This window comes from Mesorhizobium sp. NPDC059025 (genome assembly GCF_042739655.1).
GTDB lineage: Bacteria > Pseudomonadota > Alphaproteobacteria > Rhizobiales > Rhizobiaceae > Mesorhizobium.
Genome location: NZ_JBHYIM010000004.1, coordinates 33975 through 56561, shown reverse-complemented (window position 1 = coordinate 56561; position 22587 = coordinate 33975). Strand labels below are relative to the sequence as shown.

At 62.8% G+C, this 22587-nt stretch carries 21 protein-coding genes; 13 read left to right on the top strand and 8 right to left on the bottom strand.

What is annotated here, in order from left to right; translation table 11 throughout:
* Complete coding sequence (locus ACFWYE_RS11485) at window positions 1-858, top strand: PhzF family phenazine biosynthesis protein (RefSeq protein ID WP_379111489.1); 858 nt, start codon at window positions 1-3, stop codon at window positions 856-858.
* 51 nt (window positions 859-909) lie between these two features.
* On the opposite strand, the gene ACFWYE_RS11480 is transcribed toward ACFWYE_RS11485, so the two are convergent.
* Together ACFWYE_RS11480 and acnA are read right to left on the bottom strand one after the other, a co-directional pair.
* On the bottom strand, window positions 910-1677 hold the full coding sequence (locus tag ACFWYE_RS11480) for a DUF1223 domain-containing protein (RefSeq protein WP_379111487.1): 768 nt from the start codon (window positions 1675-1677) through the stop codon (window positions 910-912).
* Window positions 1678-1856: 179 nt separating this feature from the next.
* Window positions 1857-4547: an aconitate hydratase AcnA gene (acnA, locus tag ACFWYE_RS11475; protein WP_379111485.1), complete on the bottom strand. Its 2691-nt coding sequence runs from the start codon at window positions 4545-4547 to the stop codon at window positions 1857-1859.
* A 289-nt stretch (window positions 4548-4836) separates the two neighbouring features.
* On the opposite strand from acnA, the gene ccmA reads away from it, so the two are divergent.
* The 5 genes from ccmA (at window position 4837) to ACFWYE_RS11450 (ending at window position 8069) form a co-directional block, all read left to right on the top strand.
* Window positions 4837-5445 (top strand): heme ABC exporter ATP-binding protein CcmA, encoded by a 609-nt coding sequence (gene ccmA / locus ACFWYE_RS11470; RefSeq protein WP_379111955.1) that lies wholly within the window; start codon window positions 4837-4839, stop codon window positions 5443-5445.
* Window positions 5445-6110 carry a heme exporter protein CcmB gene (gene ccmB, locus ACFWYE_RS11465; protein WP_379065280.1) on the top strand — a complete coding sequence of 222 codons (666 nt, stop codon included), beginning with the start codon at window positions 5445-5447 and terminating at the stop codon, window positions 6108-6110. Before ccmA ends, ccmB begins: the two co-directional genes overlap by 1 nt.
* Window positions 6111-6230: 120 nt before the next feature.
* Complete coding sequence (gene ccmD / locus ACFWYE_RS11460; protein ID WP_379065278.1) at window positions 6231-6398, top strand: heme exporter protein CcmD; 168 nt, start codon at window positions 6231-6233, stop codon at window positions 6396-6398.
* Between the two features lie 14 nt (window positions 6399-6412).
* Window positions 6413-6991 (top strand): DsbE family thiol:disulfide interchange protein, encoded by a 579-nt coding sequence (locus ACFWYE_RS11455; RefSeq protein ID WP_379065276.1) that lies wholly within the window; start codon window positions 6413-6415, stop codon window positions 6989-6991.
* A 187-nt stretch (window positions 6992-7178) separates the two neighbouring features.
* Entirely contained in the window at window positions 7179-8069 is an 891-nt protein-coding gene (locus ACFWYE_RS11450; protein ID WP_379065274.1) for a bile acid:sodium symporter family protein, read from the top strand.
* A gap of 93 nt (window positions 8070-8162) precedes the next feature.
* Here the strand turns inward: ACFWYE_RS11450 and ACFWYE_RS11445 are convergent, their stop codons facing one another.
* The 6 genes from ACFWYE_RS11445 to ACFWYE_RS11420 form a co-directional block, all read right to left on the bottom strand.
* Window positions 8163-8327 carry a DUF1127 domain-containing protein gene (locus tag ACFWYE_RS11445; RefSeq protein ID WP_129412452.1) on the bottom strand — a complete coding sequence of 55 codons (165 nt, stop codon included), beginning with the start codon at window positions 8325-8327 and terminating at the stop codon, window positions 8163-8165.
* 159 nt (window positions 8328-8486) lie between these two features.
* Window positions 8487-9134 (bottom strand): septation protein A, encoded by a 648-nt coding sequence (locus ACFWYE_RS11440; RefSeq protein WP_379073240.1) that lies wholly within the window; start codon window positions 9132-9134, stop codon window positions 8487-8489.
* Window positions 9135-9137: 3 nt separating this feature from the next.
* Window positions 9138-11039 (bottom strand): signal recognition particle-docking protein FtsY, encoded by a 1902-nt coding sequence (gene ftsY / locus ACFWYE_RS11435; protein WP_379111483.1) that lies wholly within the window; start codon window positions 11037-11039, stop codon window positions 9138-9140.
* Between the two features lie 14 nt (window positions 11040-11053).
* On the bottom strand, window positions 11054-12355 hold the full coding sequence (gene mtaB / locus ACFWYE_RS11430; RefSeq protein ID WP_379111481.1) for a tRNA (N(6)-L-threonylcarbamoyladenosine(37)-C(2))-methylthiotransferase MtaB: 1302 nt from the start codon (window positions 12353-12355) through the stop codon (window positions 11054-11056).
* Window positions 12355-13236, bottom strand: a complete 882-nt coding sequence (dapF, locus tag ACFWYE_RS11425) for a diaminopimelate epimerase (RefSeq protein ID WP_379065268.1) — start codon at window positions 13234-13236, stop codon at window positions 12355-12357. Before dapF ends, mtaB begins: the two co-directional genes overlap by 1 nt.
* A gap of 84 nt (window positions 13237-13320) precedes the next feature.
* Window positions 13321-13482, bottom strand: a complete 162-nt coding sequence (locus tag ACFWYE_RS11420) for a DUF1328 family protein (RefSeq protein WP_129412449.1) — start codon at window positions 13480-13482, stop codon at window positions 13321-13323.
* Between the two features lie 253 nt (window positions 13483-13735).
* Here ACFWYE_RS11420 and ACFWYE_RS11415 point away from each other — a divergent pair, with 253 nt between their 5' ends.
* From ACFWYE_RS11415 to ACFWYE_RS11385, 7 genes are all read left to right on the top strand, one after another.
* Entirely contained in the window at window positions 13736-14281 is a 546-nt protein-coding gene (locus ACFWYE_RS11415; protein WP_379065265.1) for an AprI/Inh family metalloprotease inhibitor, read from the top strand.
* Between the two features lie 48 nt (window positions 14282-14329).
* The gene (gene zapE / locus ACFWYE_RS11410) at window positions 14330-15514 is read left to right on the top strand and encodes a cell division protein ZapE (protein ID WP_379065263.1); all 1185 of its coding nucleotides are present in this window, start codon (window positions 14330-14332) and stop codon (window positions 15512-15514) included.
* Window positions 15515-15842: 328 nt separating this feature from the next.
* Window positions 15843-16811, top strand: coding sequence for a malate dehydrogenase (mdh, locus tag ACFWYE_RS11405; RefSeq protein ID WP_379065261.1), 969 nt, complete (start codon window positions 15843-15845; stop codon window positions 16809-16811).
* Between the two features lie 16 nt (window positions 16812-16827).
* Window positions 16828-18021 carry an ADP-forming succinate--CoA ligase subunit beta gene (sucC, locus tag ACFWYE_RS11400; RefSeq protein ID WP_379111479.1) on the top strand — a complete coding sequence of 398 codons (1194 nt, stop codon included), beginning with the start codon at window positions 16828-16830 and terminating at the stop codon, window positions 18019-18021.
* 28 nt (window positions 18022-18049) lie between these two features.
* Window positions 18050-18547, top strand: a complete 498-nt coding sequence (locus ACFWYE_RS11395) for a DUF1579 family protein (protein ID WP_379065257.1) — start codon at window positions 18050-18052, stop codon at window positions 18545-18547.
* An 11-nt stretch (window positions 18548-18558) separates the two neighbouring features.
* Complete coding sequence (sucD, locus tag ACFWYE_RS11390; protein ID WP_129412443.1) at window positions 18559-19461, top strand: succinate--CoA ligase subunit alpha; 903 nt, start codon at window positions 18559-18561, stop codon at window positions 19459-19461.
* Between the two features lie 109 nt (window positions 19462-19570).
* Window positions 19571-22558, top strand: a complete 2988-nt coding sequence (locus ACFWYE_RS11385; protein ID WP_379065255.1) for a 2-oxoglutarate dehydrogenase E1 component — start codon at window positions 19571-19573, stop codon at window positions 22556-22558.
* Window positions 22559-22587: the final 29 nt, after the last annotated feature.

Here is a 22587-nt window from a genome sequence, read left to right as displayed (position 1 = left end):
GTGCTGTCCTATCTGCATGTCGACGTGTTCGCACCTCACGCCTACGCCGGCAACAGCCTGCCGGTGTTTCTCGACAGCGCCGGCCTGAACGCCGATCAGATGCAGACGATCACCCGCGAGCTCCGGCATTTCGAAGCCATCTTCCTGGAAGCCGCGGCGGACGCCCGGACCTATCGCGCCCGCGTTTTCGACCTGATCGAGGAACTGCCCTTCGCCGGCCACCCCATCATCGGCGCGGCGGCTGCTCTGCACGAAACAGCGGAGCGCGAGGAAGACCAGCGATGGACATTCAACCTCGCCGACAAGAGCGTCACGGTTGTCACGCAGCGAAATGGCTCGGGTTATTTCGGTTTGCTCGATCAAGGTCCGGCCCAGTTCTTCGGCGAGGTCGCGACGTCTGACGAGATCGCCGCGGCTTTTGGCCTGAGCTTTGCCGATCTCGATCCAACACTGCCACCGGCCGTCATAAGCACCGGCCTGCGCTATCTGATCGTACCTGTGGGTCCGCAAGTGCTGGCCCGAGCCAGGATCAAGGCTGACATCAGCGGATTCCTCGCCGCCCGGGGTGCTCAATTCGCCGTGCTCCTCGACCGGGCAGCCTGCGAAATACGCCATTGGAACAATGACGGCATCATCGAGGATATCGCCACGGGAAGCGCAGCGGGAACCATTGGCGCTTATTGCCTTCGTTATTGTGGCGCCCAATCGGGAAAAGCCTTCACGCTGAACCAGGGACGCTTTGCAGGACGACCGAGCGAACTCATTGTCGAGCCGTATGGGACACCAGACAACGTCACATCCGTAAAGGTGGGTGGCAAGGTAGCAATCGTCGGTCACGGCGTGATGGTCGCACCGTGACACGGTGACATGGTCCCAGAAAATTGAGGTCTTTAACCGACCTGGCCGCGATCAGACGGATGGCCTGCGGATGAAGGACGCGCCGATGATCGGGCCGAGTTCCCCATCGCGGCCGACCGACTGCAACAGCACGGCGGAACCGGCCGCCTTGGCGATCTCGCTGGCCGGCAGATCGTAGCGCTGTGCCTTGCCGTACCACATGCCGGCGGTCTGGACATTGGAAACGGCGTTCCAGTAAGTCATCTTGCGGCCGTTGTTTTCGCCGTTGCCGACATTCACGACCTGCGGTGGATTGAAATAGACGATGACGACATGCGCCTTTACCGGAATGCCGGCGGCATCGCTGGGCGCATTACCGGCCTCGATCGAGATGCCGTCACCGGTGTTGGTCACCGTGATGTCGATCCGCATGCCTTCGCCAGTCTTGTTCAGCCTGGTCAGGGCGCCGCTGATGGCTTCGCGGCTGGCGCCGTTGACGTCGGCGCGGCCGTTGATGACCGCTTGCGGTGTATAGACGGAACGACCCTTGAAGGAGCGCATGTAGCCGTATTGACGCTCGGTGTTCTCCTTGCGCGCGAGCGAATCCTGCCAGCCGAGATAGTCCCAATAGTCGACATGGTAGGCGAGCGCGATCACATCACCCTTGGCGGCGATCTCCGCCAGGTAACGATCGGCAGGTGGGCAGGATTTGTTGCCCTGGCTGGTGAACAGCTCCACGACCCCGAGGGGTCGCACCGGCTCCTTCGCCTGAGCCGCGGTTGCGAGCATCGATACCGCCAGCCCGGCAACAGCCAGCAGCAATGGTTTCCGAGAGGACATATTTCTGGTCCCGCCAGCATGGCCGGCATGTTCGTGTTTTCTGAATTACTGCCAGAAGCGACGCTCAACCGGAAGTCACGTTGCGGTGAAATTCTTTCGTTCACAAAACAACTGTTTCCACAAAACAAGACCGCCGGAACTTTCATTCCGGCGGTCTCTTTTTGGATATGCTTGTCGGATCAGGCTGCGAGGTCGCGCAGCACGTACTGCAGGATGCCACCGTTCTTGTAATAGTCGAGCTCGTCGAGCGTATCGATGCGGCACAGGATCGGGACATTCTTGACGGTGCCGTCAGCGAAAGTGACCTTGGCGACCATCTTCTGGCGCGGCCTGATGGTCTCAAGTCCGTCGATCTCGACCAGTTCGTCGCCTTTCAGGTTGAGCGAGGCCCACGACGTTCCCTCCTCGAAGGTGAAGGGGATGACGCCCATGCCGACCAGGTTCGAACGGTGGATACGCTCGAACGACTGGGCAATGACGGCACGCACGCCGAGCAGGTTGGTGCCCTTGGCCGCCCAATCGCGCGAGGAGCCGTTGCCGTATTCCACGCCGGCAAAGATCACCAGCGGCACGCCTTCCTTGCGGTATTCCATGGCTGCGTCGTAGATCGACATCTCCTCCTTGGACGGATAGTGGATGGTGTAGCCGCCCTCGCGCCCGTTCTCGCCCAGCATATGGTTGCGGATGCGGATGTTGGCGAAGGTGCCGCGCATCATCACTTCATGGTTGCCACGTCGCGTGCCGTACTGGTTGAAGTCGGCGACGCCGACGCCATTGTCGGTGAGGTACTTTCCGGCCGGAGAGGCCGCCTTGATCGAACCCGCCGGCGAGATGTGGTCGGTGGTGATCTTGTCGCCGAACAGACCCAGCACGCGGGCACCCTTGATGTCGCTGATATGGCCGGGCTTGCTGCCCATGCCGGCGAAATAAGGCGGGTTCTGCACATAGGTCGACTTGTCGTCCCATGCATAGGTCTGGCCGCTCGGAGCCTGCACCTTCTGCCAGTTCTCGTCGCCCTTGAAGACGTCGGCATATTTGCGGGCGAACAGCTCGCGCGTGACGTTCTTCTCGATGAACTCCTGGATTTCGGCCGAGGTCGGCCAGATGTCCTTGAGATAGACCGGCTTGCCGTTCCGGTCTTCGCCGATCGGCTCCTTGGTGAGATCCTTGGTCACAGTGCCGGCAAGCGCGTGGGCAACCACCAGCGGCGGCGAGGCGAGATAGTTTGCCTGCACGTCCGGCGACACGCGACCCTCGAAGTTGCGGTTGCCGGAAAGCACCGCTGCAGCGATAAGGCCCTTGTCGTTGATGGTCTTGGAGATCGGGCCGGGCAGCGGGCCGGAATTGCCGATGCAGGTGGTGCAGCCGAAGCCGACGAGGTTGAAGCCGATCTGGTCCAGTTCCTTCTGCAGGCCGGACTTTTCCAGATATTCGGCGACGACCTGCGAGCCGGGCGCCAGCGACGTCTTCACCCAGGGCTTCTGCTTGAGGCCGAGGCGATTGGCATTGCGGGCCAGCAGGCCGGCGCCGATCAGCACCGAAGGATTGGACGTGTTGGTGCACGAGGTGATGGCGGCAATGACGACATCGCCATGACCGAGGTCATGGTCGGTGCCTTCGACTGCGTAACGCTTGTGCATCTCGGCGGCCTTCTTGTACTCGGTCTCCATCGCCTTGGCGAAACCGGCCGGGATGTCTTCGAGCGCGACGCGGCCTTCGGGCCGCTTCGGGCCGGCCATCGAAGGCACCACCGAGCCGAGGTCGAGTTCGAGCGTGTCGGTGAAGACCGGGTCGGCCGAACCATCGTGCCGCCACATGCCCTGCGCCTTGGAATAGGCCTCGACCAGCGCGATACGGTCTTCCGGGCGGCCGGACATGGTCAGGTACCGGATGGTCTCGCCGTCGACCGGGAAGAAGCCGCAGGTCGCGCCATATTCGGGTGCCATATTGCCGATGGTGGCACGATCCGCCAGCGTCATGTTGGACAGGCCGGGGCCGAAGAATTCGACGAACTTGCCGACAACGCCCTTCTTGCGCAGCATCTGTGTGACGGTGAGCACCAGGTCGGTGGCGGTCACGCCTTCCTTCAGCCTGCCGGTGAGCTTGAAGCCGATGACCTCGGGCAGAAGCATGGAGACCGGCTGGCCGAGCATGGCAGCCTCAGCCTCGATGCCGCCGACGCCCCAGCCCAGCACGCCGAGACCATTGATCATGGTGGTGTGCGAGTCGGTGCCGACGCAGGTGTCCGGATAGGCGACGGTTTCGCCATCCTCATTGTTGGTCCAGACCACCTGGCCGAGATATTCGAGATTGACCTGATGGCAGATACCGGTGCCGGGCGGCACGACGCGGAAGTTACGGAATGCCTGCTGACCCCACTTCAGGAACTTGTAGCGCTCTTCATTGCGCTGATATTCGAGCTCCACGTTGCGGGCGAACGCCATCGGTGTGCCGAACTCGTCGACGATGACCGAGTGATCGATGACCAGATCGACCGGCACGAGCGGGTTGATTTTTTCCGGGTCGCCGCCGAGGGCAGCGATGCCGTCGCGCATGGCTGCCAGATCGACCACGGCCGGAACCCCGGTGAAGTCCTGCATCAGCACGCGGGCCGGGCGGTAGGCGATCTCGACGCCGGCGCTGCCCTTGTCGGTCAGCCAGGCCGCGACAGCCTGGATCGCATCCTTGGTGACGGAGCGGCCGTCTTCATTGCGAAGCAGGTTCTCCAGCAGAACCTTCATCGAATAGGGGAGCTTCGACGCCCCGGCCAGGCCGTTCTTTTCGGCCTCGGTGAGGTCGAAATATACATATTCTCCGCCACCTGCGGTCAGGGTCCGGCGGCAATTGAAACTGTCTAGTGATTTGGACACGAGCGATCCATCCTTGTCTGTTCAGCCTGAAAGGGAACGGACTCCGATGGGCATGCTCATCACGCGCAAAGGTGCGGGTACGGCCATTTCCGCTGTCCGCTCCCAAGCAACCCGAGCCGTTCAAGGCGGCGCGTGCGCTGGTTCGGCGCAAATTCATTTTGCCTTCCCCGACCGCTGGGGTTGGTAAGGGTGCATATAGAGAAAATGATTGAATAGTTCTAGACAGGGAATTGGCATTTTTGTTGCGACGCAATGCACTGCCAGTCAGACTTTCGGCGAAGGGGAAATGATGCGGCTTATCGCCGAAAATCTGAGCGGAGAGCGCAGCGGAGAGCCAGTTTTCGAGAGCATCGACTTTTCTATCGCAGACGGCGAGAGCCTCGTGGTCACTGGACCCAACGGTTCCGGCAAGTCGACGCTGCTGCGCGTCGTCGCCGGTTTCCTGCCTGTGGCCGCCGGCAGCATGCGAATCGCCGAGGGTGGCGAGGCTTTCCCAAGCGTTGCTTCCGCCTGTCACTACCTCGGCCACCAGAACGCGATGAAGACGGCACTCACAGTGACGGAGAACCTCGCCTTCTGGCGGCACTTCTGTGGCGAAGGCTGGCTCGGCATCGCCGAAGCACTTGATGCGGTCGGGCTGGATGGTATCGGCCACCTGCCTTTCGGCTACCTGTCGACCGGGCAGCGCCGCCGCGCCGCCATCGCCAAGCTGCTGGTCTCGCATCGTCCGGCCTGGTTGCTGGATGAGCCGACCGCAGGCCTCGACAAGGCATCGGAACAGCGTTTCACCGGCCTGATCAACGCCCACTGCGCCGCTGGAGGCATCGTTATCGCCGCGACCCACCTGCCGCTGGGTCTGAGAACGGCAAGGACGCTGGAGATGGGAGGGCGATCCTGATGCTTGCCCTCTATGTCAGGGATCTCAAACTGGGCTTCCGTGCCGGCGGCGGTGCGCTGACGGGCGTCATCTTCTTCCTGGCCGTCATCGCCACCATTCCGTTCGGTGTTGGGCCGGATCTCAACCTGCTTGCGCGCATCGGCCCGGCGATCCTGTGGATCGGGGCGCTGCTTGCTTCCCTGCTCGGTCTCGACCGGCTGTTCCAGGCCGAACGCGAGGATGGATCGCTCGACCTGCTGGTGCTCAACCGTGATCGCCACATGCTGGCTCTCACCGTCTTCGTCAAATGCCTGTCCCATTGGACAGTCAGCGTGCTGCCGCTGGTCGTGGCCTCGCCCTTGCTCGGCCTGTTCATGAACATGACCCCGACCGGCATCGGTGCCACCGCGCTGACCTTGCTGGTCGGCACCCCCGCAATCACTTTCATCGGCGCCGCGGGTGCGGCGGTGGCGGTGGCACTGCCGCGTGGCGGACTGCTGATCTCGGTGCTGGTTCTGCCGATCACCATTCCTGTGCTGATCTTCGGCGTCTCGGCCAGCTACGGTGCCGTCAACGATCCCGATCCTTTTTTGCAGCCTTTCCTCATTCTTGCCGCGCTGACGTTGTTTCTGGCAGTCATCGGACCACTGGCCGCCGCCCTGGCATTGCGCCATAGCGGTGACTGATGGCGTTTTGGGGTGCGGCGTGGCGCCGGATTGCGCCCTCAAAAGGCGAGGGCTAAGGGTAGGCATGATCGCAAAGGGCCGGGAAGACAGTCTGCCTGTCGATTGCGCGCGAGGCTACGCATGAGTGCACACGCCCTTTATGTAACTGCCGCCTACGGCATCACTGCCATTGCCCTGGCTGGGTTGATCGGCTGGATCCTGCTCGACCAGCGGGCCCGTAACCGGGAACTGGCGGAGCTGGAATCGGCCGGCGTTCGCCGTCGCTCCGACAAGGCGGCCAGATCATGAAAGCGGTATTTTAAGTGAGCGAACAGACAGAAGCGCCCCGACGCCGTCGTTTCAAGCCGATCCTGCTGTTGCCGCTGGCGATCTTCCTCGGTCTCGCTGGCCTGTTCCTGTCCCAGTTGCTGTCCGGACGCGACATTTCCGCCATCCCTTCGGCTCTCATCGGCCAGGACGCGCCGGAGACCAACCTGCCGCCGCTGGAGGGAAGCAGCCTGCCGGGTCTCGATTCCTCAGAGTTCGAGGGTCAGGTCACCCTGCTCAACGTGTTCGCCTCCTGGTGCGTGCCCTGCCGCGAGGAGCACCCGGTGCTGATGGGACTTGCCCAGGACAAACGCTTCGTGATGGCCGCGCTGAACTACAAGGACAAGCCGGAGAATGCGCGCCGCTTCTTCGGCGAACTCGGCAATCCGTTCAACGTCATCGGCGTCGATGCGAACGGGCGCGCCGCGATCAACTGGGGTGTCTACGGTGTCCCTGAAACCTTCCTGATCGACAAGGACGGCAAGGTCGCCTTCAAATATGTCGGGCCGCTGACCCCGCAGACCGCCAAGGCACTGCTGCTGCCCGAAATCGAAAAGGCGCTGGCGGCAGACTGAAGCACCGCGTCCTACTCGGCGCATGCTTTACCCTGAGCCTGCGCCGTCGATCGACTTGACCCATGGTAAGCCGACTTGGCCGCATGCCCGATAGGCAAGCAAGCGGCTTTTCGATTACCTTTCCCGCAAGGGCTGCAAGGGAGGGCGCCACAACGGCGCGCGCAGTCTAAAAGGGGAGAGGACTTCCATGCAGGACAGCTCCGCGCTGACAATCTTTCTGCCGCTCGCGCTCGGCGTCATCATGCTGGGCCTCGGCCTGTCGCTGACGCTCCAGGATTTCCGCGACGTTCTCCAGAAACCGAAGGCCGTGATCGTGGCGCTGATCTGCCAGACGCTGATCCTGCCGCTGGCCTGCCTTGCCCTCATCTACCTGTTTGAACTCGAGCCGGCACTGGCTGTCGGCATGATGCTGCTGGCGGCCAGCCCCGGCGGCACGTCGGCCAATCTCTACAGCCATCTCGCCGGTGGCGACGTGGCACTCAACATCACGCTGACAGCAATCAACTCGGCCTTGTCGATCGCCACGCTGCCCTTGATCGTCAACTGGTCGCTCGCGCATTTCATGACAGGCGACCAGGCGATTCCGCTGCAGTTCGCGAAGGTGGTGCAGGTGTTCGTCATCGTGCTCGGGCCGGTGCTGATCGGCATGTGGCTGCGCAGTCGCTTCCCGGCATTCGCCGCGCGCATGGCACAGCCGGTGAAGATCCTGTCGATGCTGTTCCTGTTCGCGGTGGTCGTGGTGGCGCTTGTCCAGGAATGGGAGACCGCCATGACCTGGGGCCCGGTGGTCGGCCTTGCCGCGCTCGCCTTCAACCTTGTCAGCCTGGCGGTCGGCTATTGCGTGCCACGTGTGGCGGGTATCGACAGACGCCAGGCGACCGCCATCGGCATGGAAATCGGCATCCACAATGGCACGCTGGCGATCGCCATCGCGCTCAGCCCGCTTCTGCTCAACAATGCGACCATGGCGGTGCCGGCGGCGATCTACGGGGTCATTGCCTTCGTTACCGCTGCGATCTTCGGCTATTGGCTGAAGCGGGCGCAGACAGCATCGGCCGCCGCACAGAGATTGTCCTGATAGCAAAAGAACCCGAAAGCCGGCCGGCTTTCGGGTTCCAGAACTTTCACATCGAGCGCCAGGGATTCCTGGCGCAACGTGCGACAAGCAGGCTTAACCGTAGATCTGCTTGCGAACGTTGTAGAGCATCTCGGCGCGGTTGCCGTTGAAGTCGGCGAGGTCGCGGTCGGTCAAGCTCTGGATCTCGTTGACGAGCTGGTTGTAGCGCTTGCGCTTGTTCATGCTGTCACGAGCACGGGACACGAGGTCGAGGATCATGGCGAAATTCCTTCGCGATTGGCCGCATTGGCGCGGCGGTTAGTCCTCCCTTTTCAATTCCACCATGACATAGTTCGTGTGCATTGCAAAACAAGATGCTGCAATGCAGCATTGCGCCCTGCGCATGGCCGGTTAATGCCGAATTAATCGATTGAAGAGCTACTTTTCCGCTTTTTCCTCAACCGAATGCCGCATGATCAACGGCATCTGGCTGAGGGTGAACACCAGCGTGATCGGCATGATTCCCCACACCTTGAAGTAGAGCCAGGTGTTCTCGGAGAAATTGCGCCACACCACTTCGTTGACCGCGGCCAGGAAGAAGAAGAACAGGCCCCAGCGGAAGGTGAGCTTGCGCCAGCCTTCGGCATCGAGCTTGAAGGCCGTGTCGAACACATAGGCGAGCAGCGACTTGCCGAACAGCAGCCCACCCAACAGCACCGCGCCGAACAGCGAGTTGATGATGGTCGGCTTCATGAAGGCAAAGGTCTTGTCCTGCAGCCAAATCGCCAGCGCGCCGAACACGAAAACCACCACCGCGGATACCAGCGGCATGATCGGCAGGCTGCGTGTCAAAAGCCAGGAGACGCTCAGTGAAATCGCCGTCGCGGCCATGAAGAAGGCCGTGGCGATCAGGATCGGCTCGCCAAGTTCGGCCAGCACCGGGAACTTCTGCGCCAGCCATTCGCCGCGCAAGGTCACAAAGAAGAAGACGAGGCCAGGCCCAAGTTCCAGCAGGAACTTCAGGCCGGGATTCAACGCCTTCTTGCGTGGATCGGAGGGGTCTTTTTCGAGAATGGGTTCGTTCATCATCTATCCAACGCCGGCAATCGCCCTGGCGAAATCGCTGGCGGAAAAGGGTTCGAGGTCGTCGACCTGTTCGCCGACACCGATAAAATAGACCGGCAGCTTGTGTTTGGCGGCGATGGCGACCAGGATACCGCCGCGCGCCGTGCCGTCCAGCTTGGTCATCACCAGCCCGTTGACCCCCGCGATGTTGCGGAAGATCTCGACCTGGTTGAGCGCATTCTGGCCCGTGGTCGCGTCCACCGTCTGCAGCACGGTGTGCGGTGCTTCCGGATCGAGCTTGCCCAGAACGCGCACGATCTTTTCCAGTTCCGCCATCAGCTCCGCCTTGTTCTGCAGGCGGCCGGCCGTGTCGATGATCAGGACGTCGGAGCCGGCTTCCCTTGCCTTTTCAAAGGCGTCATAGGCGAGACCGGCGGCGTCGGCACCGAGCTTGGTGGCGATGACGGGCGATTTGGTGCGTTCACCCCAGATCTTGAGCTGTTCGATGGCGGCAGCGCGGAACGTGTCGCCGGCGGCCAGCATCACCGAAAGCCCGCCGTCGGTGAGCTTGGCGGCAAGCTTGCCGATGGTCGTGGTCTTGCCGGTGCCGTTGACGCCGACGACGAGGATGACATGCGGCTTGTGCGACAGGTCGAGCTCCAGCGGCTTTGCCACCGGTCCCAGCACCTTTTCCACCTCGGCAGCCATGACCGCACGCACTTCCGTATCGGACACATCCTTGCCGTAGCGGCTGGAGGCCAGGGAATCGGTGACGCGCAGGGCTGTCTCGACACCAAGGTCGGCGCGGATCAGCACGTCCTCCAGGTCCTGCAGCGTCTCCTCGTCGAGCTTGCGCTTGGTGAAGACACCGGCAATGTTGCCACTCAGTTCACGCGACGAGCGGGCGAGCCCCTCGCGCATGCGCTGGAACCACGAGCGCTTCGCAACCGGTTCGGGAGCCCTTTCGGGCTCTGTCTTCTGCTCGACTTTCTTGCTGACGGTAACCTTGCCGGCAGTTGCACGGGCAGCAGCCGCTTCCGCAACAGGAGTGGGAGGCACAGTCGCTTCGACCTGAGGCGCTTCCACCGGCTTGAGCGCAACTGGTTCAGGTTCCGACTCGGGTACGACTATTTCCGACGCGGTTTCGGTTTCCGCTTGCGGCACTTCCTCGACGACAATCGTCGGCTCGACTGCCATCGCAGGCTCTTCTTCGGCCTGCGGTGTCTCGGGCTGACTTTCCAGCTCGGAGTGTTCAACCTCCGGCTCCGGCATAGCGGGAGGCGATTCGGCGGCTGTATCCGCTTCCGGTGCCGGCGTTGCCTCGACTTCGGCGACGGGCTTTGGTTCTACCGGTTCGACAACAGGCGCTACCGGCTCCGGCTCGACGACTGCCTCTGCCTGTTCGACATCGATTTGCGCGACAGGAGCATCTTCAGGTTCTTCTGTAACCGGCTCGGGCGCGGTCTCGACAAACGCCGGCTGTTCGACCCGAGCTGTCAGCGCCTCCGGTTCTGCGGCAGTCTCGATCAATTCCTGGTCGGGTGCCCCGGCTTCAGGCCCCGCCGGTTCGACCTTTTCGGGTTCAGGAATGACCGGTTCCGAAGCCGGTACAGTTTCGGCCTGCTCTTCGCGCTTCAGGAAATCAGGGACTTCCTGCTCGGCGATCTCGATCGGTTCTTCGTCAGCCGCCTTGGCTTCCGGCGCCGCTGGTTCGATCTTTTCTGGCGCGGCCGGTTCCGGAGCCGGTATCGCTTCGGCCTGCTCTTCGCGTTTCAGGAAATCGGGGACTTCCTGTTCGGCGGCGGGCCTGAGCGCTTCCAACGCGTCGAAATTGAGCGGCGGCAGCGGGGCGGTCTCGTCGACCTTCTCCTCCACCACTTCCTTCTTGCCGAAGGAAAAGACCTTTTTGATGAACCCGAATGCCATGCGTCCCGCTCGTTTCAGGCTGCGCGTGCGGTCAGCGGCGCGGCTTCGAGCCGGGCGCCGTCATGGCCGGTCACCACCGCCTCGATGATTTCGCCGGGCTGGCCGGCCGCGATCGCCGCCAGCGTGAAGCCCTCGGTGCGGCCAAGACCCGCACGTTCGATGAGGATAGACTGCGTCGTGCCGCCAAGGGATGCCAGGTGCCTGGCGTAGGCTGCATCGCCTGCCGCGCGCAATCGGGCTGCGCGGCTTTTCACCACATCACGCCGCACCTGCGGCATGCGCGCAGCCGGCGTGCCTTCACGCGGACTGAACGGAAACACATGGAGATGGGTGAGGCCACATTCCTCGACGATTGCGACCGAATTGTCGAACATGGCGTCCGTTTCGGTCGGAAAGCCGGCGATGATGTCGGCGCCGAAGACGATGCCGGGCCGCAGCTTCCGCACATCCTCGCAGAATCGGATGGACTGGTCGCGCAGATGCCGCCGCTTCATGCGCTTGAGGATCATGTCGTCACCCGACTGCAGCGACAGATGCAGATGCGGCATCAGCCGGCTCTCGGTGGCGATCGCTTCGAGCAGGTCGTCATCGGCCTCGATCGAATCGATCGACGACAGGCGCAGCCGCCTCACCTCCGGCACCTGGCGCAGAATGGTCTTCACCAGCCTGCCCAGTCGCGGCGCGCCAGGCAGGTCGGCGCCATAGCTTGTCATGTCGACACCGGAAAGCACGATCTCGGCGTAACCATTGCCGGCCAGCCGCTTGATCTGCTCGACCACGGCCCCCATGGGCACCGAGCGCGAATTGCCACGACCATAAGGGATGATGCAGAAGGTGCAGCGGTGGTCGCAGCCATTCTGCACCTGCACGAAGGCACGCGCGCGCCCCTCTATGGCATCGACCATATGCGATGCCGTTTCCTTCACCGACATGATGTCGTTGACGCGGGCCTTTTCGAAATCATTGACGCCGAAATCGGGCAGCGCGCGGTAGTTGTGCGCCTTGAGCTTTTCCTCGTTGCCGAGCACGAGGTCGACTTCGCCCATGGCGGAGAAATCCTGCGGCTTGGTCTGGGCGGCGCAGCCGGTCACGATGATGCGGGCTTCCGGGTTCTCGCGTCGTGCCTTGCGGATCGACTGCTTGGCCTGGCGCACCGCTTCACCTGTCACGGCACAGGTGTTGAAGATGATCGCGCCGCCCTTCAGAGCGCCTAGGCCAGCACTTTCGGCCTCCCTGCGCATCACTTCGGATTCATAGGTGTTGAGCCGGCAACCGAAGGTGACGACTTCGATCCCCTTGGCAGGCGCTTCCGGCATCAGGCGGCGCTCTCGGTATCGCGCGTCCAGGCGCCGTTGGCCGGATCAAAGGTGCCGGAAAATTCCCATGCGGCCGGGCCGGTCAGGACAACGTTGTCGTCCCCCCGCCATTCGACATGCAACTGTCCGCCCGGCGCGGTGAGGTTGACGCTGCGTCCGGTGCGCTTGGTACGCGCGCCGGCCACCGCTGCCGCGCAGGCAGCAGAGCCGCAGGCCTTGGTGAGACCCGCACCACGCTCCCAGGTGCGGATGACCATGCTGTCGGGCGAGGTCACCTGGGCGATGCTGATGTTGGCGCGTTCCGGGAACATCGGATGGTTTTCCAGCATCGGGCCAAAACGTTCGAGCTCATAGCTCCAGACGTCGTTGTCGACCCAGAAGATCGCATGCGGATTGCCCATCGAGACGGCCGAGGGCGAATGCAGCACCGGCGCATCGATCGGCCCGATCTGCAGCTCGATCATGCGGGTATCGCGAAATTCCTCGGCCAGCGGGATTTCCTGCCAGCCGAAACGCGGCTTGCCCATGTCCACCGAGATCAGCCCGTCGGCGTGCTGCCTGGCGTTGAGGATGCCGGCGACGGTTTCGAAGGTGAACATCGTCTGCCCGGTTTCGGCGGCCAGGGCCTGCACCACGCAACGCATGCCATTGCCGCAGGCCTGCGCCGACGATCCATCCGAGTTCAGGATCTCGACGAAATAGGCGGTACCGGGCGTTTTCGCGTCATAGATCGCCATGATCTGGTCGAAGCGCGTGGCGGGATCGGCATTGAGCGCGATCGCCGCCGCCGCCGTGACCTTGTCGGCACGACCACGCATGTCGGCAACGATGATCTCGTTGCCGATGCCATTCATTTTGGCGAAGGGGGCTGCGCCAGCCATAATGGTCCCGAAATTCCACGTCTGTTTGGCGCTATATGGCGGAAACGGCCGGAAATTACCAGTCCGGCCGAGAAGTGGAGCAAATCAGGTGATGGCGAAGACGCCGAGGAGCAGCAGCAGGAACAGCACCAGAACTATGGCGATCAGAATGCGCGCACCGGTCGCTGCAGCGCCGGCCAGTGCCGGCATGCCGAGCAGGCTCGCCGCAGCAGCGACAATGAGCAGGATGAGAATCCACTTGAGCATTTATATACCCTCGCAATCGATAGACCGACGACGCTCAAACGCTGTTTCGAATACTGGGTTCCGAAAAGATGAAGGGACATCCGCGACGTCCGAACTGCGGTAACGGCACCGCTCCCGGTTGCGATAAAAATGCAACAGACGCCGGCGCAAACCCTATTTTAACCATATCGGGTTGAAATTCTGCCGCCTTCGCCCTTTTGGTGGAAGGCGCATTTTCTTTGGACGGCGCCCGTTTCGGGCCGCGGAGGTTGCCATGATCCTTTCGAGATCCGGTCTTGTTGCCGTATCGCTAGCCGCACTTGTCGCCAGCGGCTGTACCAGCACGCGCTTTGGCTCGGAGGACTCGCAGCCCGCTCCGCTCGAGCCGCAGCCTTCCGGCACCGTTTCCTCGAGCCAGCTGCCGCCGCCGGCCGCTCCGGCTCCGACCGATGCCTCCAAGTTTCCGACCGCACCGGGCGCCGGCACCCAGGTGGCTTCGCTGCCGGCGGGCGGTGGCGCCACGCCGCCAGCCAACGCACCGGACCTCACGGCGTCGGCGATTGCCGGTGTGTGGAGTGCTTCGGTCGCCGGCCAGGGCTGCAAGGTGGCGACTCCGCAGACCAAATTCGGCCAGGGCTATCGCGCCGGCCCGCTGCGCTGCCCCCCGCCGATCGACAACGTCAAGTCGTGGAACGTCGCCGGCAAGCAGCTGACCCTCTACGATCAGGACGGCGGCACTCTGGCCAGGCTCTATTCCTCGAGCCCGACCAAATTCGACGGCCAGACCTCGAACGGCCAGCCGATCTCGCTTTCCAGATAAGACCAGTCGGGATAGGTGTTCCCTATCCCCATCCGGTGACCATACATCATGCATGTGCGTGACGGCCTCCAGACCCACGCGACCGTCAGGCAGCGCTACGACCATCTCGTCGAGACCGGCGCGGTCACGCGCGACGCCGCACAGGAGCGTATCGTAGGGCGGCTCGACCGCCTCATCGATGAAATCGCCGACAAGCGCCTGGCGCATAAGTCCAGCGCGCTGGGCTGGCTGTTCGCCAGGCGACCCCGAACCCCTGCCGTCGTCAAGGGCCTTTATGTCTATGGCGGCGTCGGCCGCGGCAAGACAATGCTGATGGATATTTTCTTCGAGCTCGTGCCGGTCAGGCGCAAGCGACGCGTCCATTTCAACGACTTCATGGCCGACGTGCAGGACCGCATCCAGAAGCACCGGCAGGCCCGCAAGGAAGGTACCGTCAAGGAGGACGATCCTATCCCGCCGGTCGCCAAGGCGCTGGCCGAAGAATCATGGGTGCTGTGCTTCGACGAGTTCACTGTCACCGATATCGCCGACGCGATGATCCTGTCGCGGCTGTTTTCGGCGCTGTTCGCCAGCGGTGTCGTGCTGGTGGCCACCTCCAATGTGGCGCCGCACGATCTCTATCGCGACGGCCTCAACCGGCAACTCTTCCTGCCTTTCATCGCGATACTGGAACGCCATGCAGACGTGGTGACGCTGGACTCCGACACCGACTATCGACTGGAGAAGCTCAACCGGCTGCCGGTCTATATGACCCCGCTGGGCGAAGAGACCGGCCGCAGGATGGACGAGGCCTGGCATGCCGTGACCCACGGCCACGCCTCGACGGTGGTCGAGATCCCGCTCAAGGGCCGGCATGTGTCGGTTCCCCGTGCCGTCGGCGCCAATGCGCGCTTTTCCTTCGCGGAATTGTGTGACGCACCGCTTGGTGCGCGCGACTACCTGGCGATCGCCGAGCGTTTCGACACGATCTTCATCGACAACGTGCCGGTGCTCGACCAGACACGCCGCAATCCCGCCAAGCGTTTCATCCTGCTGGTGGATACGCTCTACGACACCAGGAAGCGCGTCGTCGTGAGTGCCGAAGCAACGGCCGACGGGCTTTATGCCGGTCGCGCCGGTACGACCGAAGCGTTCGAATTCGACCGCACCGTATCCCGCCTCATCGAAATGCAGAGCAAGGACTGGCTCGAAGGCTGGTCCGAAAGACAGGCCAAGCCGGCCCTGGCCGGTTAGAACGTGCGCCACCGCCCGCAGTCTCGACGGGCTCGCGGGGCACCTTCCCAGCCTCACCGCAGAGCAATGCGTCATCACTCGGCAACAATCTTCTGATCTCTATGGTCATCTTGCCAAAACCGGCTCTACAAGCACGTTCGAATTTTGACGTTTACGTAAATCCAAAGTAATCTAACCGATTGAAATATTTAGCCTCAAAATAATCGTTTGAATTTTTTCCACAACGGGACTATTGGGTGCGGCGAAATCTCGCGGGTTTCCCGATCCTACCGGCCTCTCCTCCGACGCCGCAATGGCGCCGTCTTTTGACAAGGGAATTGATCCTCACATGGCACGCAACAAGATAGCGCTCATCGGCTCCGGCATGATTGGCGGCACGCTCGCTCACATGATCGGCCTGAAGGAACTCGGCGACGTCGTGCTGTTCGACATCGCGGAAGGCATTCCTCAGGGCAAGGGACTGGATATCGCGGAATCCTCGCCGGTGGACGGCTTCGACACGCGTTATGTAGGTGTCAACGATTATGCCGGCATCGAGGGTGCGGATGTGTGCATCGTCACCGCCGGCGTGCCGCGCAAGCCCGGCATGAGCCGCGACGACCTGCTCGGCATCAACCTCAAGGTGATGGAACAGGTCGGTGCCGGCATCAAGAAATATGCCCCGAACGCTTTCGTCATCTGCATCACCAACCCGCTCGATGCGATGGTCTGGGCGCTGCAGAAGTTCTCCGGCCTGCCGAAGAGCCATGTCGTCGGCATGGCCGGCGTGCTCGACTCCGCCCGCTTCCGCTATTTCCTGGCCGAGGAATTCAAGGTTTCGGTCGAGGACGTCAGCGCCATGACGCTTGGCGGCCACGGCGACGACATGGTGCCGATGACCCGCTACTCCACCGTCGCCGGCATTCCGTTGCCGGACCTCGTCAAGATGGGCTGGACCAGCCAGGAGAAGCTTGACGCCATCGTTGAGCGCACCCGCAAGGGTGGCGGCGAGATCGTCGGCCTGCTCAAGACCGGCTCGGCTTACTACGCCCCGGCCGCCTCGGCGATCGCCATGGCCGAGAGCTACCTGAAGGACAAGAAGCGCGTCCTGCCTTGCGCCGCGCACCTCAACGGCCAGTACGGCCTCAAGGATACCTATGTCGGCGTGCCGGTGGTGATCGGTGCCGGTGGCGTCGAGCGCATCATCGAGCTCGACTTCAACAAGACCGAGGAAAAGATGTTCGAGAAGTCGGTCGAAGCCGTGAAGGGCCTTTGCGAGGCCTGTGTGGCGATCGCGCCGCAGCTCGGTCAAAAGTAAACGGGGACCGCTCCAGATGAACATCCACGAATATCAGGCAAAGCAGGTTCTCAAGGGTTTCGGCGCTCCGGTCGCGGAAGGCGTGCCGGTGTTCCAGGCTGGTGACGCGGAAGCCGCCGCCAAGCGGCTGCCCGGACCACTCTATGTCGTTAAGAGCCAGATTCACGCCGGCGGCCGCGGCAAGGGCAAGTTCAAGGAACTGTCCGCCGATGCCAAGGGCGGCGTGCGGCTGGCCAAGTCGATCGCCGAGGTGGTCGCCAACGTCAACGAGATGCTCGGCCACACGCTGGTGACCAAGCAGACCGGCCCTGCAGGCAAGCAGGTCAACCGCCTCTACATCGAGGACGGCGCCGACATCGACCGTGAGCTCTATCTGTCGATCCTGGTCGACCGCTCGGTCGGCCGCGTTGCCTTCGTCGTTTCGACGGAAGGCGGCATGGACATCGAGACCGTCGCGCACGACACGCCGGAAAAGATCGTCACGCTGGCGATCGATCCTGCCAAGGGCGTGACCGGCGACGACGTCGCCGGGCTGAATGCCGCACTGAAGCTTTCGGGCGATGCAGCCAAGGACGGCGAAACGCTGTTCCCGCTGCTCTACAAGGCTTTCACCGAGAAGGACATGAGCCTGCTCGAGGTGAACCCGCTCATCGTCATGAAGAACGGCCGCCTGCGCGTGCTCGACGCCAAGGTGTCGTTCGACAACAACGCGCTGTTCCGCCATGCCGACATGATGGAACTGCGCGACGAGACCGAAGAGGACGAGAAGGAAATCGAGGCGTCGAAATACGACCTCGCCTATGTCGCGCTCGACGGCAACATCGGCTGCATGGTCAATGGCGCCGGCCTTGCCATGGCGACCATGGACATCATCAAGCTCTACGGCGCCGAACCCGCCAACTTCCTCGACGTCGGCGGCGGCGCTTCGAAGGAGAAGGTGACGGCCGCCTTCAAGATCATCACCAAAGATCCCGCGGTCGAGGGCATCCTCGTCAACATCTTCGGCGGCATCATGAAATGCGATGTCATCGCCGAGGGCGTTGTCGCGGCCGTCAAGGAAGTCGGCCTGAAAGTGCCGCTGGTCGTGCGCCTCGAAGGCACCAATGTCGAGCTTGGCAAGAAGATCATCCGCGAAAGCGGCTTGAACGTCACGCCGGCCGACGATCTCGACGACGCTGCCAAGAAGATCGTGGCGGCGGTCAAGGGCTGAACGGTTTCTGGCTGAAACGGCTTCGACCATGAGCACGGCATCTTCACCCGCTCTGTCACCCGACCACCAGCGCCTGCAGGCGCTGGTTGGCGCGTGGCATGGCGAGGAGGAGATCTCAGCCACGCAATGGGCACCGGCCGGCAAGGCCACCGCCGAGATCGTGGCCGAACCCGAGTTCGACGGCCTGTTCGTGGTGCAGCGCTATCGGCAGAGCCGCGACGGCAAGGCGTCCTTCGCTTCGCACAACGTCTTTGGTTTCGACCTGCCGAACGGTGCCTGCACCATGCATCAGTTCGACACCATGGGTTTCGTGCCGGCGGCGCCGGCTTCCGGCGCCTGGATCGGCAACGAGCTGGCGCTGGTGAAGACCTCGCCGCGCGGTGCCGCGCGCGTGACCTACAATTTCGATACCGCCGACAGCTACCGCATGCGCCTCGAGTTCAAGGCGGCCGGCAGCGACGTCTGGCAAGACATGGTGAGCGGCGTCTACCGGCGCGTCTCACCTTCCTCAATCACCCTCTCGTAAAAAGGTTGGGCATGTCCATTCTCGTCGACAAGAACACCAAAATCCTGGTTCAGGGCCTGACCGGCAAGACCGGCACCTTCCACACCGAACAGGCGCTGGCCTATTACGGCACGCAGATGGTCGGCGGCATCCACCCGAAGAAGGGCGGCGAGACCTGGACCGGCGCCAAGGGCGAGACCCTGCCGATCTTCTCGTCGGTGGCCGAAGGCAAGGAGAGGACCGGTGCTACCGCCTCCGTCGTCTATGTGCCGCCGGCAGGCGCCGCCGAGGCGATCATCGAGGCGATCGACGCCGAGGTTCCTTTCATCGTCTGCATCACCGAGGGCATCCCGGTGCTGGACATGGTGCGGGTCAAGGCCCGGCTGGAAAACTCCAAGTCGCGCCTGCTTGGCCCCAACTGCCCCGGCGTGCTGACGCCGGAACAGTGCAAGATCGGCATCATGCCCGGCAACATCTTCAAGAAAGGCTCGGTGGGCGTTGTTTCGCGCTCGGGAACGCTTACCTATGAAGCTGTGTTCCAGACCTCCAATGTCGGCCTCGGCCAGACCACTGCAGTCGGCATCGGCGGCGATCCCGTCAAGGGCACGGAGTTCATCGACGTGCTGGAGATGTTCCTGGCCGACGACGAAACCAAATCGATCATCATGATCGGCGAGATCGGCGGTTCTGCCGAAGAAGACGCCGCGCAGTTCCTCAAGGACGAAGCCAAGCGTGGCCGCAAGAAGCCGATGGCCGGTTTCATTGCCGGCCGCACGGCTCCGGCCGGCCGCACCATGGGTCACGCCGGCGCGGTGATCTCGGGCGGCAAGGGCGGCGCGGAAGACAAGATCGCAGCGATGGAATCGGCGGGCATTCGCGTGTCGCCGTCGCCGGCGCGCCTCGGCACGACGCTGGTCGAAGCGATCAAGGGTTAAGGGAATAAGGGATTGGGGCAGTAAGGCATCGGGACCGGAACATTCCCCTACTGCCTTGTTGCCTTACTCCCCTTCACAAAGGAGACGGAGCGAGCGCTCCGAGACAAAGATGGCACGACAAGATCAGGCCAACGACCAATTTTCCCTCACTTCGTTCCTCTATGGCGGCAACGCCGACTACATCGATGCGCTTTATGCCGCCTATGAGGACAATCCGGCGTCGGTCGATCCGGAATGGCAGGATTTCTTCGCCGCGCTGAAGGATGACGCTGCCGATGTGAAGAAGAACGCCAAGGGCGCATCCTGGGCGCGTCCTTCCTGGCCGCTGGTCGCCAATGGCGAGCTGGTTTCCGCGCTCGACGGCAATTGGGGCCTGGTCGAAAAGACCATCGAGAAGAAGGTCAAGGAAAAGGCCGCCAGCAATGGCGTCGCCGTCTCCGAGGCCGATGTCCATCAGCAGACGCGCGATTCCGTGCGCGCCATCATGATGATCCGCGCCTTCCGCATGCGCGGCCACCTGCACGCCAATCTCGACCCGCTCGGCATTGCCAATCCGCTCGAGGACTATAACGAGCTGTCGCCGGCCAACTACGGCTTCACCGAGGCCGACTACGACCGGCCGATCTTCCTCGACAACGTGCTGGGCCTCGAGTTCGGCACTATCCGGCAGATGCTGGAGATCCTGACGCGCACCTACTGCTCGACGCTGGGTGTCGAGTTCATGCATATCTCGGACCCCGAGGAAAAGGCCTGGATCCAGGCCCGCATCGAAGGCGCCGACAAGGAGATCTCCTTCACCGCCGAAGGCAAGAAGGCGATCCTGCAGAAGCTGATCGAGGCCGAAGGCTTCGAGCAGTTCCTCGACGTCAGGTACAAGGGCACAAAGCGCTTCGGCCTTGATGGTGGCGAATCGCTGATCCCGGCGCTGGAGCAGATCCTCAAGCGCGGCGGCCAGCTCGGCCTCAAGGAGGTCGTGCTCGGCATGGCCCATCGCGGCCGCCTCAACGTGCTTTCGCAGGTGATGGCGAAGCCGCATCGCGCCATCTTCCACGAATTCAAGGGCGGCTCCTATGCCCCCGACGATGTCGAGGGTTCGGGCGACGTGAAGTATCACCTCGGCGCCTCCTCGGACCGCGAGTTCGACGGCAACAAGGTGCACCTGTCGCTGACCGCCAATCCGTCGCATCTGGAAATCGTCGATCCGGTGGTGATGGGCAAGGCCCGCGCCAAGCAGGACCAACTCGTCGGCCGCGAGCGCGGCGAGATCGTGCCCTTGGCCGAACGGGCCAAGGTCATGCCGCTGCTGCTGCATGGTGACGCCGCCTTCGCCGGCCAGGGCGTGATCGCCGAAATCCTCGGCCTCTCCGGCCTGCGCGGCCATCGCGTCGCCGGCACGCTGCACTTCATCATCAACAACCAGATCGGCTTCACCACGAATCCACGCTTCTCGCGCTCTTCGCCCTATCCGTCGGATGTGGCCAAGATGATCGAGGCGCCGATTTTCCACGTCAACGGCGACGATCCGGAAGCCGTGGTGTTCGCCGCCAAGGTGGCGACCGAATTCCGCATGAAGTTCCACAAGCCGGTGGTTGTGGACATGTTCTGCTATCGCCGCTTCGGCCACAATGAGGGCGACGAGCCGGCCTTCACCCAGCCGATCATGTACCGCAAGATCCGCACGCAGAAGACCGCCGTGCAGCTCTATGCTGATCGCCTCATCGCCGAAGGCCACCTTGCCCAGGCCGATTTCGACAAGATGAAGGCGGACTGGCGCGCGCATCTGGAAAGCGAGTGGGAAGTCGGCCAGGCCTACAAGCCGAACAAGGCCGACTGGCTCGACGGCGCCTGGTCCGGACTGCGCTCGGCCGACCAGCAGGACGAGCTGCGCCGTGGCAAGACCGCCGTGCCGGTCAAGACACTGAAGGAAATCGGCAAGAAGCTGACCGAGGTGCCGAAGGATTTCGAAGCGCACAAGACCATCGCGCGCTTCCTCGACAACCGCCGCCAGGCCATCGAAACCGGCGAGGGCATCGACTGGTCGACCGCCGAGGCGCTCGCCTTCGGCGCCATCCTGCTCGACGGCAATCCGATCCGTCTGTCCGGCCAGGATTCGGAACGCGGCACCTTCTCGCAGCGCCACTCCGTGCTCTACGACCAGCGCGACGAGACCCGCTACATCCCGCTCAACAACCTTTCGCCGGCACAGGCGGGCTACGAGGTCATCAATTCGATGCTCTCGGAAGAGGCCGTACTCGGCTTCGAGTATGGCTACTCGCTGGCCGATCCGAAGGCGTTGACCTTGTGGGAAGCCCAGTTCGGCGACTTCGCAAATGGGGCGCAGGTGGTGTTCGACCAGTTCATCTCGTCGGGCGAGCGCAAATGGCTGCGCATGTCAGGCCTCGTCTGCCTGCTGCCGCACGGCTATGAGGGTCAGGGTCCGGAACACTCGTCGGCTCGCCTCGAGCGCTTCCTGCAGCTCTGCGCCGAAGACAACATGCAAGTCGCCAACTGTACGACGCCGGCCAACTACTTCCACATCCTGCGCCGGCAGCTGAAGCGCGACTTCCGCAAGCCGCTGATCCTGATGACGCCGAAGTCGCTGCTGCGCCACAAGCGCGCGGTGTCGACCATCGCCGAGCTGTCGGGCGAGAGCTCGTTCCACCGCCTCCTGTGGGATGATGCCCAGCTGTTGCCGAACCAGGCGATCAAGCTGGTCAAGGATTCGAAGATCCGTCGCGTCGTGCTGTGCACCGGCAAGGTCTATTACGACCTCTACGAGGAACGCGAGAAGCGTGGCATCGACGACATCTACCTGTTGCGTGTCGAGCAGCTCTATCCGTTCCCGGCCAAGGCGCTGATCACCGAGCTGTCGCGCTTCCGCAACGCGGAAATGGTGTGGTGCCAGGAAGAGCCCAAGAACATGGGTGCCTGGTCATTCATCGACCCGTATCTGGAATGGGTGCTCGCCCATATCGACGCCAAGCATCAGCGCGTGCGCTACACCGGCCGTCCGGCAGCCGCTTCGCCTGCTACCGGCCTGATGTCCAAGCATCTGGCGCAGTTGGCCGCCCTTCTCGAAGACGCGCTCGGCGGTTAAGCCGGGCATACCGAACCCAACCGAAAACA

Bases quoted from the DNA above. Each gene is read 5' to 3' on its own strand.
- ftsY (WP_379111483.1), bottom strand. From the start codon at position 11,039: ATGGCATTCGGGTTCATCAAAAAGGTCTTTTCCTTCGGCAAGAAGGAA.
- ACFWYE_RS11440 (WP_379073240.1), bottom strand. From the start codon at position 9,134: ATGAACGAACCCATTCTCGAAAAAGACCCCTCCGATCCACGCAAGAAG.
- ACFWYE_RS11480 (WP_379111487.1), bottom strand. From the start codon at position 1,677: ATGTCCTCTCGGAAACCATTGCTGCTGGCTGTTGCCGGGCTGGCGGTA.
- sucD (WP_129412443.1), top strand. From the start codon at position 18,559: ATGTCCATTCTCGTCGACAAGAACACCAAAATCCTGGTTCAGGGCCTG.
- ACFWYE_RS11450 (WP_379065274.1), top strand. From the start codon at position 7,179: ATGCAGGACAGCTCCGCGCTGACAATCTTTCTGCCGCTCGCGCTCGGC.
- ccmD (WP_379065278.1), top strand. From the start codon at position 6,231: ATGAGTGCACACGCCCTTTATGTAACTGCCGCCTACGGCATCACTGCC.
- ACFWYE_RS11385 (WP_379065255.1), top strand. From the start codon at position 19,571: ATGGCACGACAAGATCAGGCCAACGACCAATTTTCCCTCACTTCGTTC.
- ccmA (WP_379111955.1), top strand. From the start codon at position 4,837: ATGCGGCTTATCGCCGAAAATCTGAGCGGAGAGCGCAGCGGAGAGCCA.
- mdh (WP_379065261.1), top strand. From the start codon at position 15,843: ATGGCACGCAACAAGATAGCGCTCATCGGCTCCGGCATGATTGGCGGC.
- ccmB (WP_379065280.1), top strand. From the start codon at position 5,445: ATGCTTGCCCTCTATGTCAGGGATCTCAAACTGGGCTTCCGTGCCGGC.
- ACFWYE_RS11420 (WP_129412449.1), bottom strand. From the start codon at position 13,482: ATGCTCAAGTGGATTCTCATCCTGCTCATTGTCGCTGCTGCGGCGAGC.
- sucC (WP_379111479.1), top strand. From the start codon at position 16,828: ATGAACATCCACGAATATCAGGCAAAGCAGGTTCTCAAGGGTTTCGGC.
- ACFWYE_RS11395 (WP_379065257.1), top strand. From the start codon at position 18,050: ATGAGCACGGCATCTTCACCCGCTCTGTCACCCGACCACCAGCGCCTG.
- mtaB (WP_379111481.1), bottom strand. From the start codon at position 12,355: ATGCCGGAAGCGCCTGCCAAGGGGATCGAAGTCGTCACCTTCGGTTGC.
- zapE (WP_379065263.1), top strand. From the start codon at position 14,330: ATGCATGTGCGTGACGGCCTCCAGACCCACGCGACCGTCAGGCAGCGC.
- dapF (WP_379065268.1), bottom strand. From the start codon at position 13,236: ATGGCTGGCGCAGCCCCCTTCGCCAAAATGAATGGCATCGGCAACGAG.
- ACFWYE_RS11415 (WP_379065265.1), top strand. From the start codon at position 13,736: ATGATCCTTTCGAGATCCGGTCTTGTTGCCGTATCGCTAGCCGCACTT.
- ACFWYE_RS11445 (WP_129412452.1), bottom strand. From the start codon at position 8,327: ATGATCCTCGACCTCGTGTCCCGTGCTCGTGACAGCATGAACAAGCGC.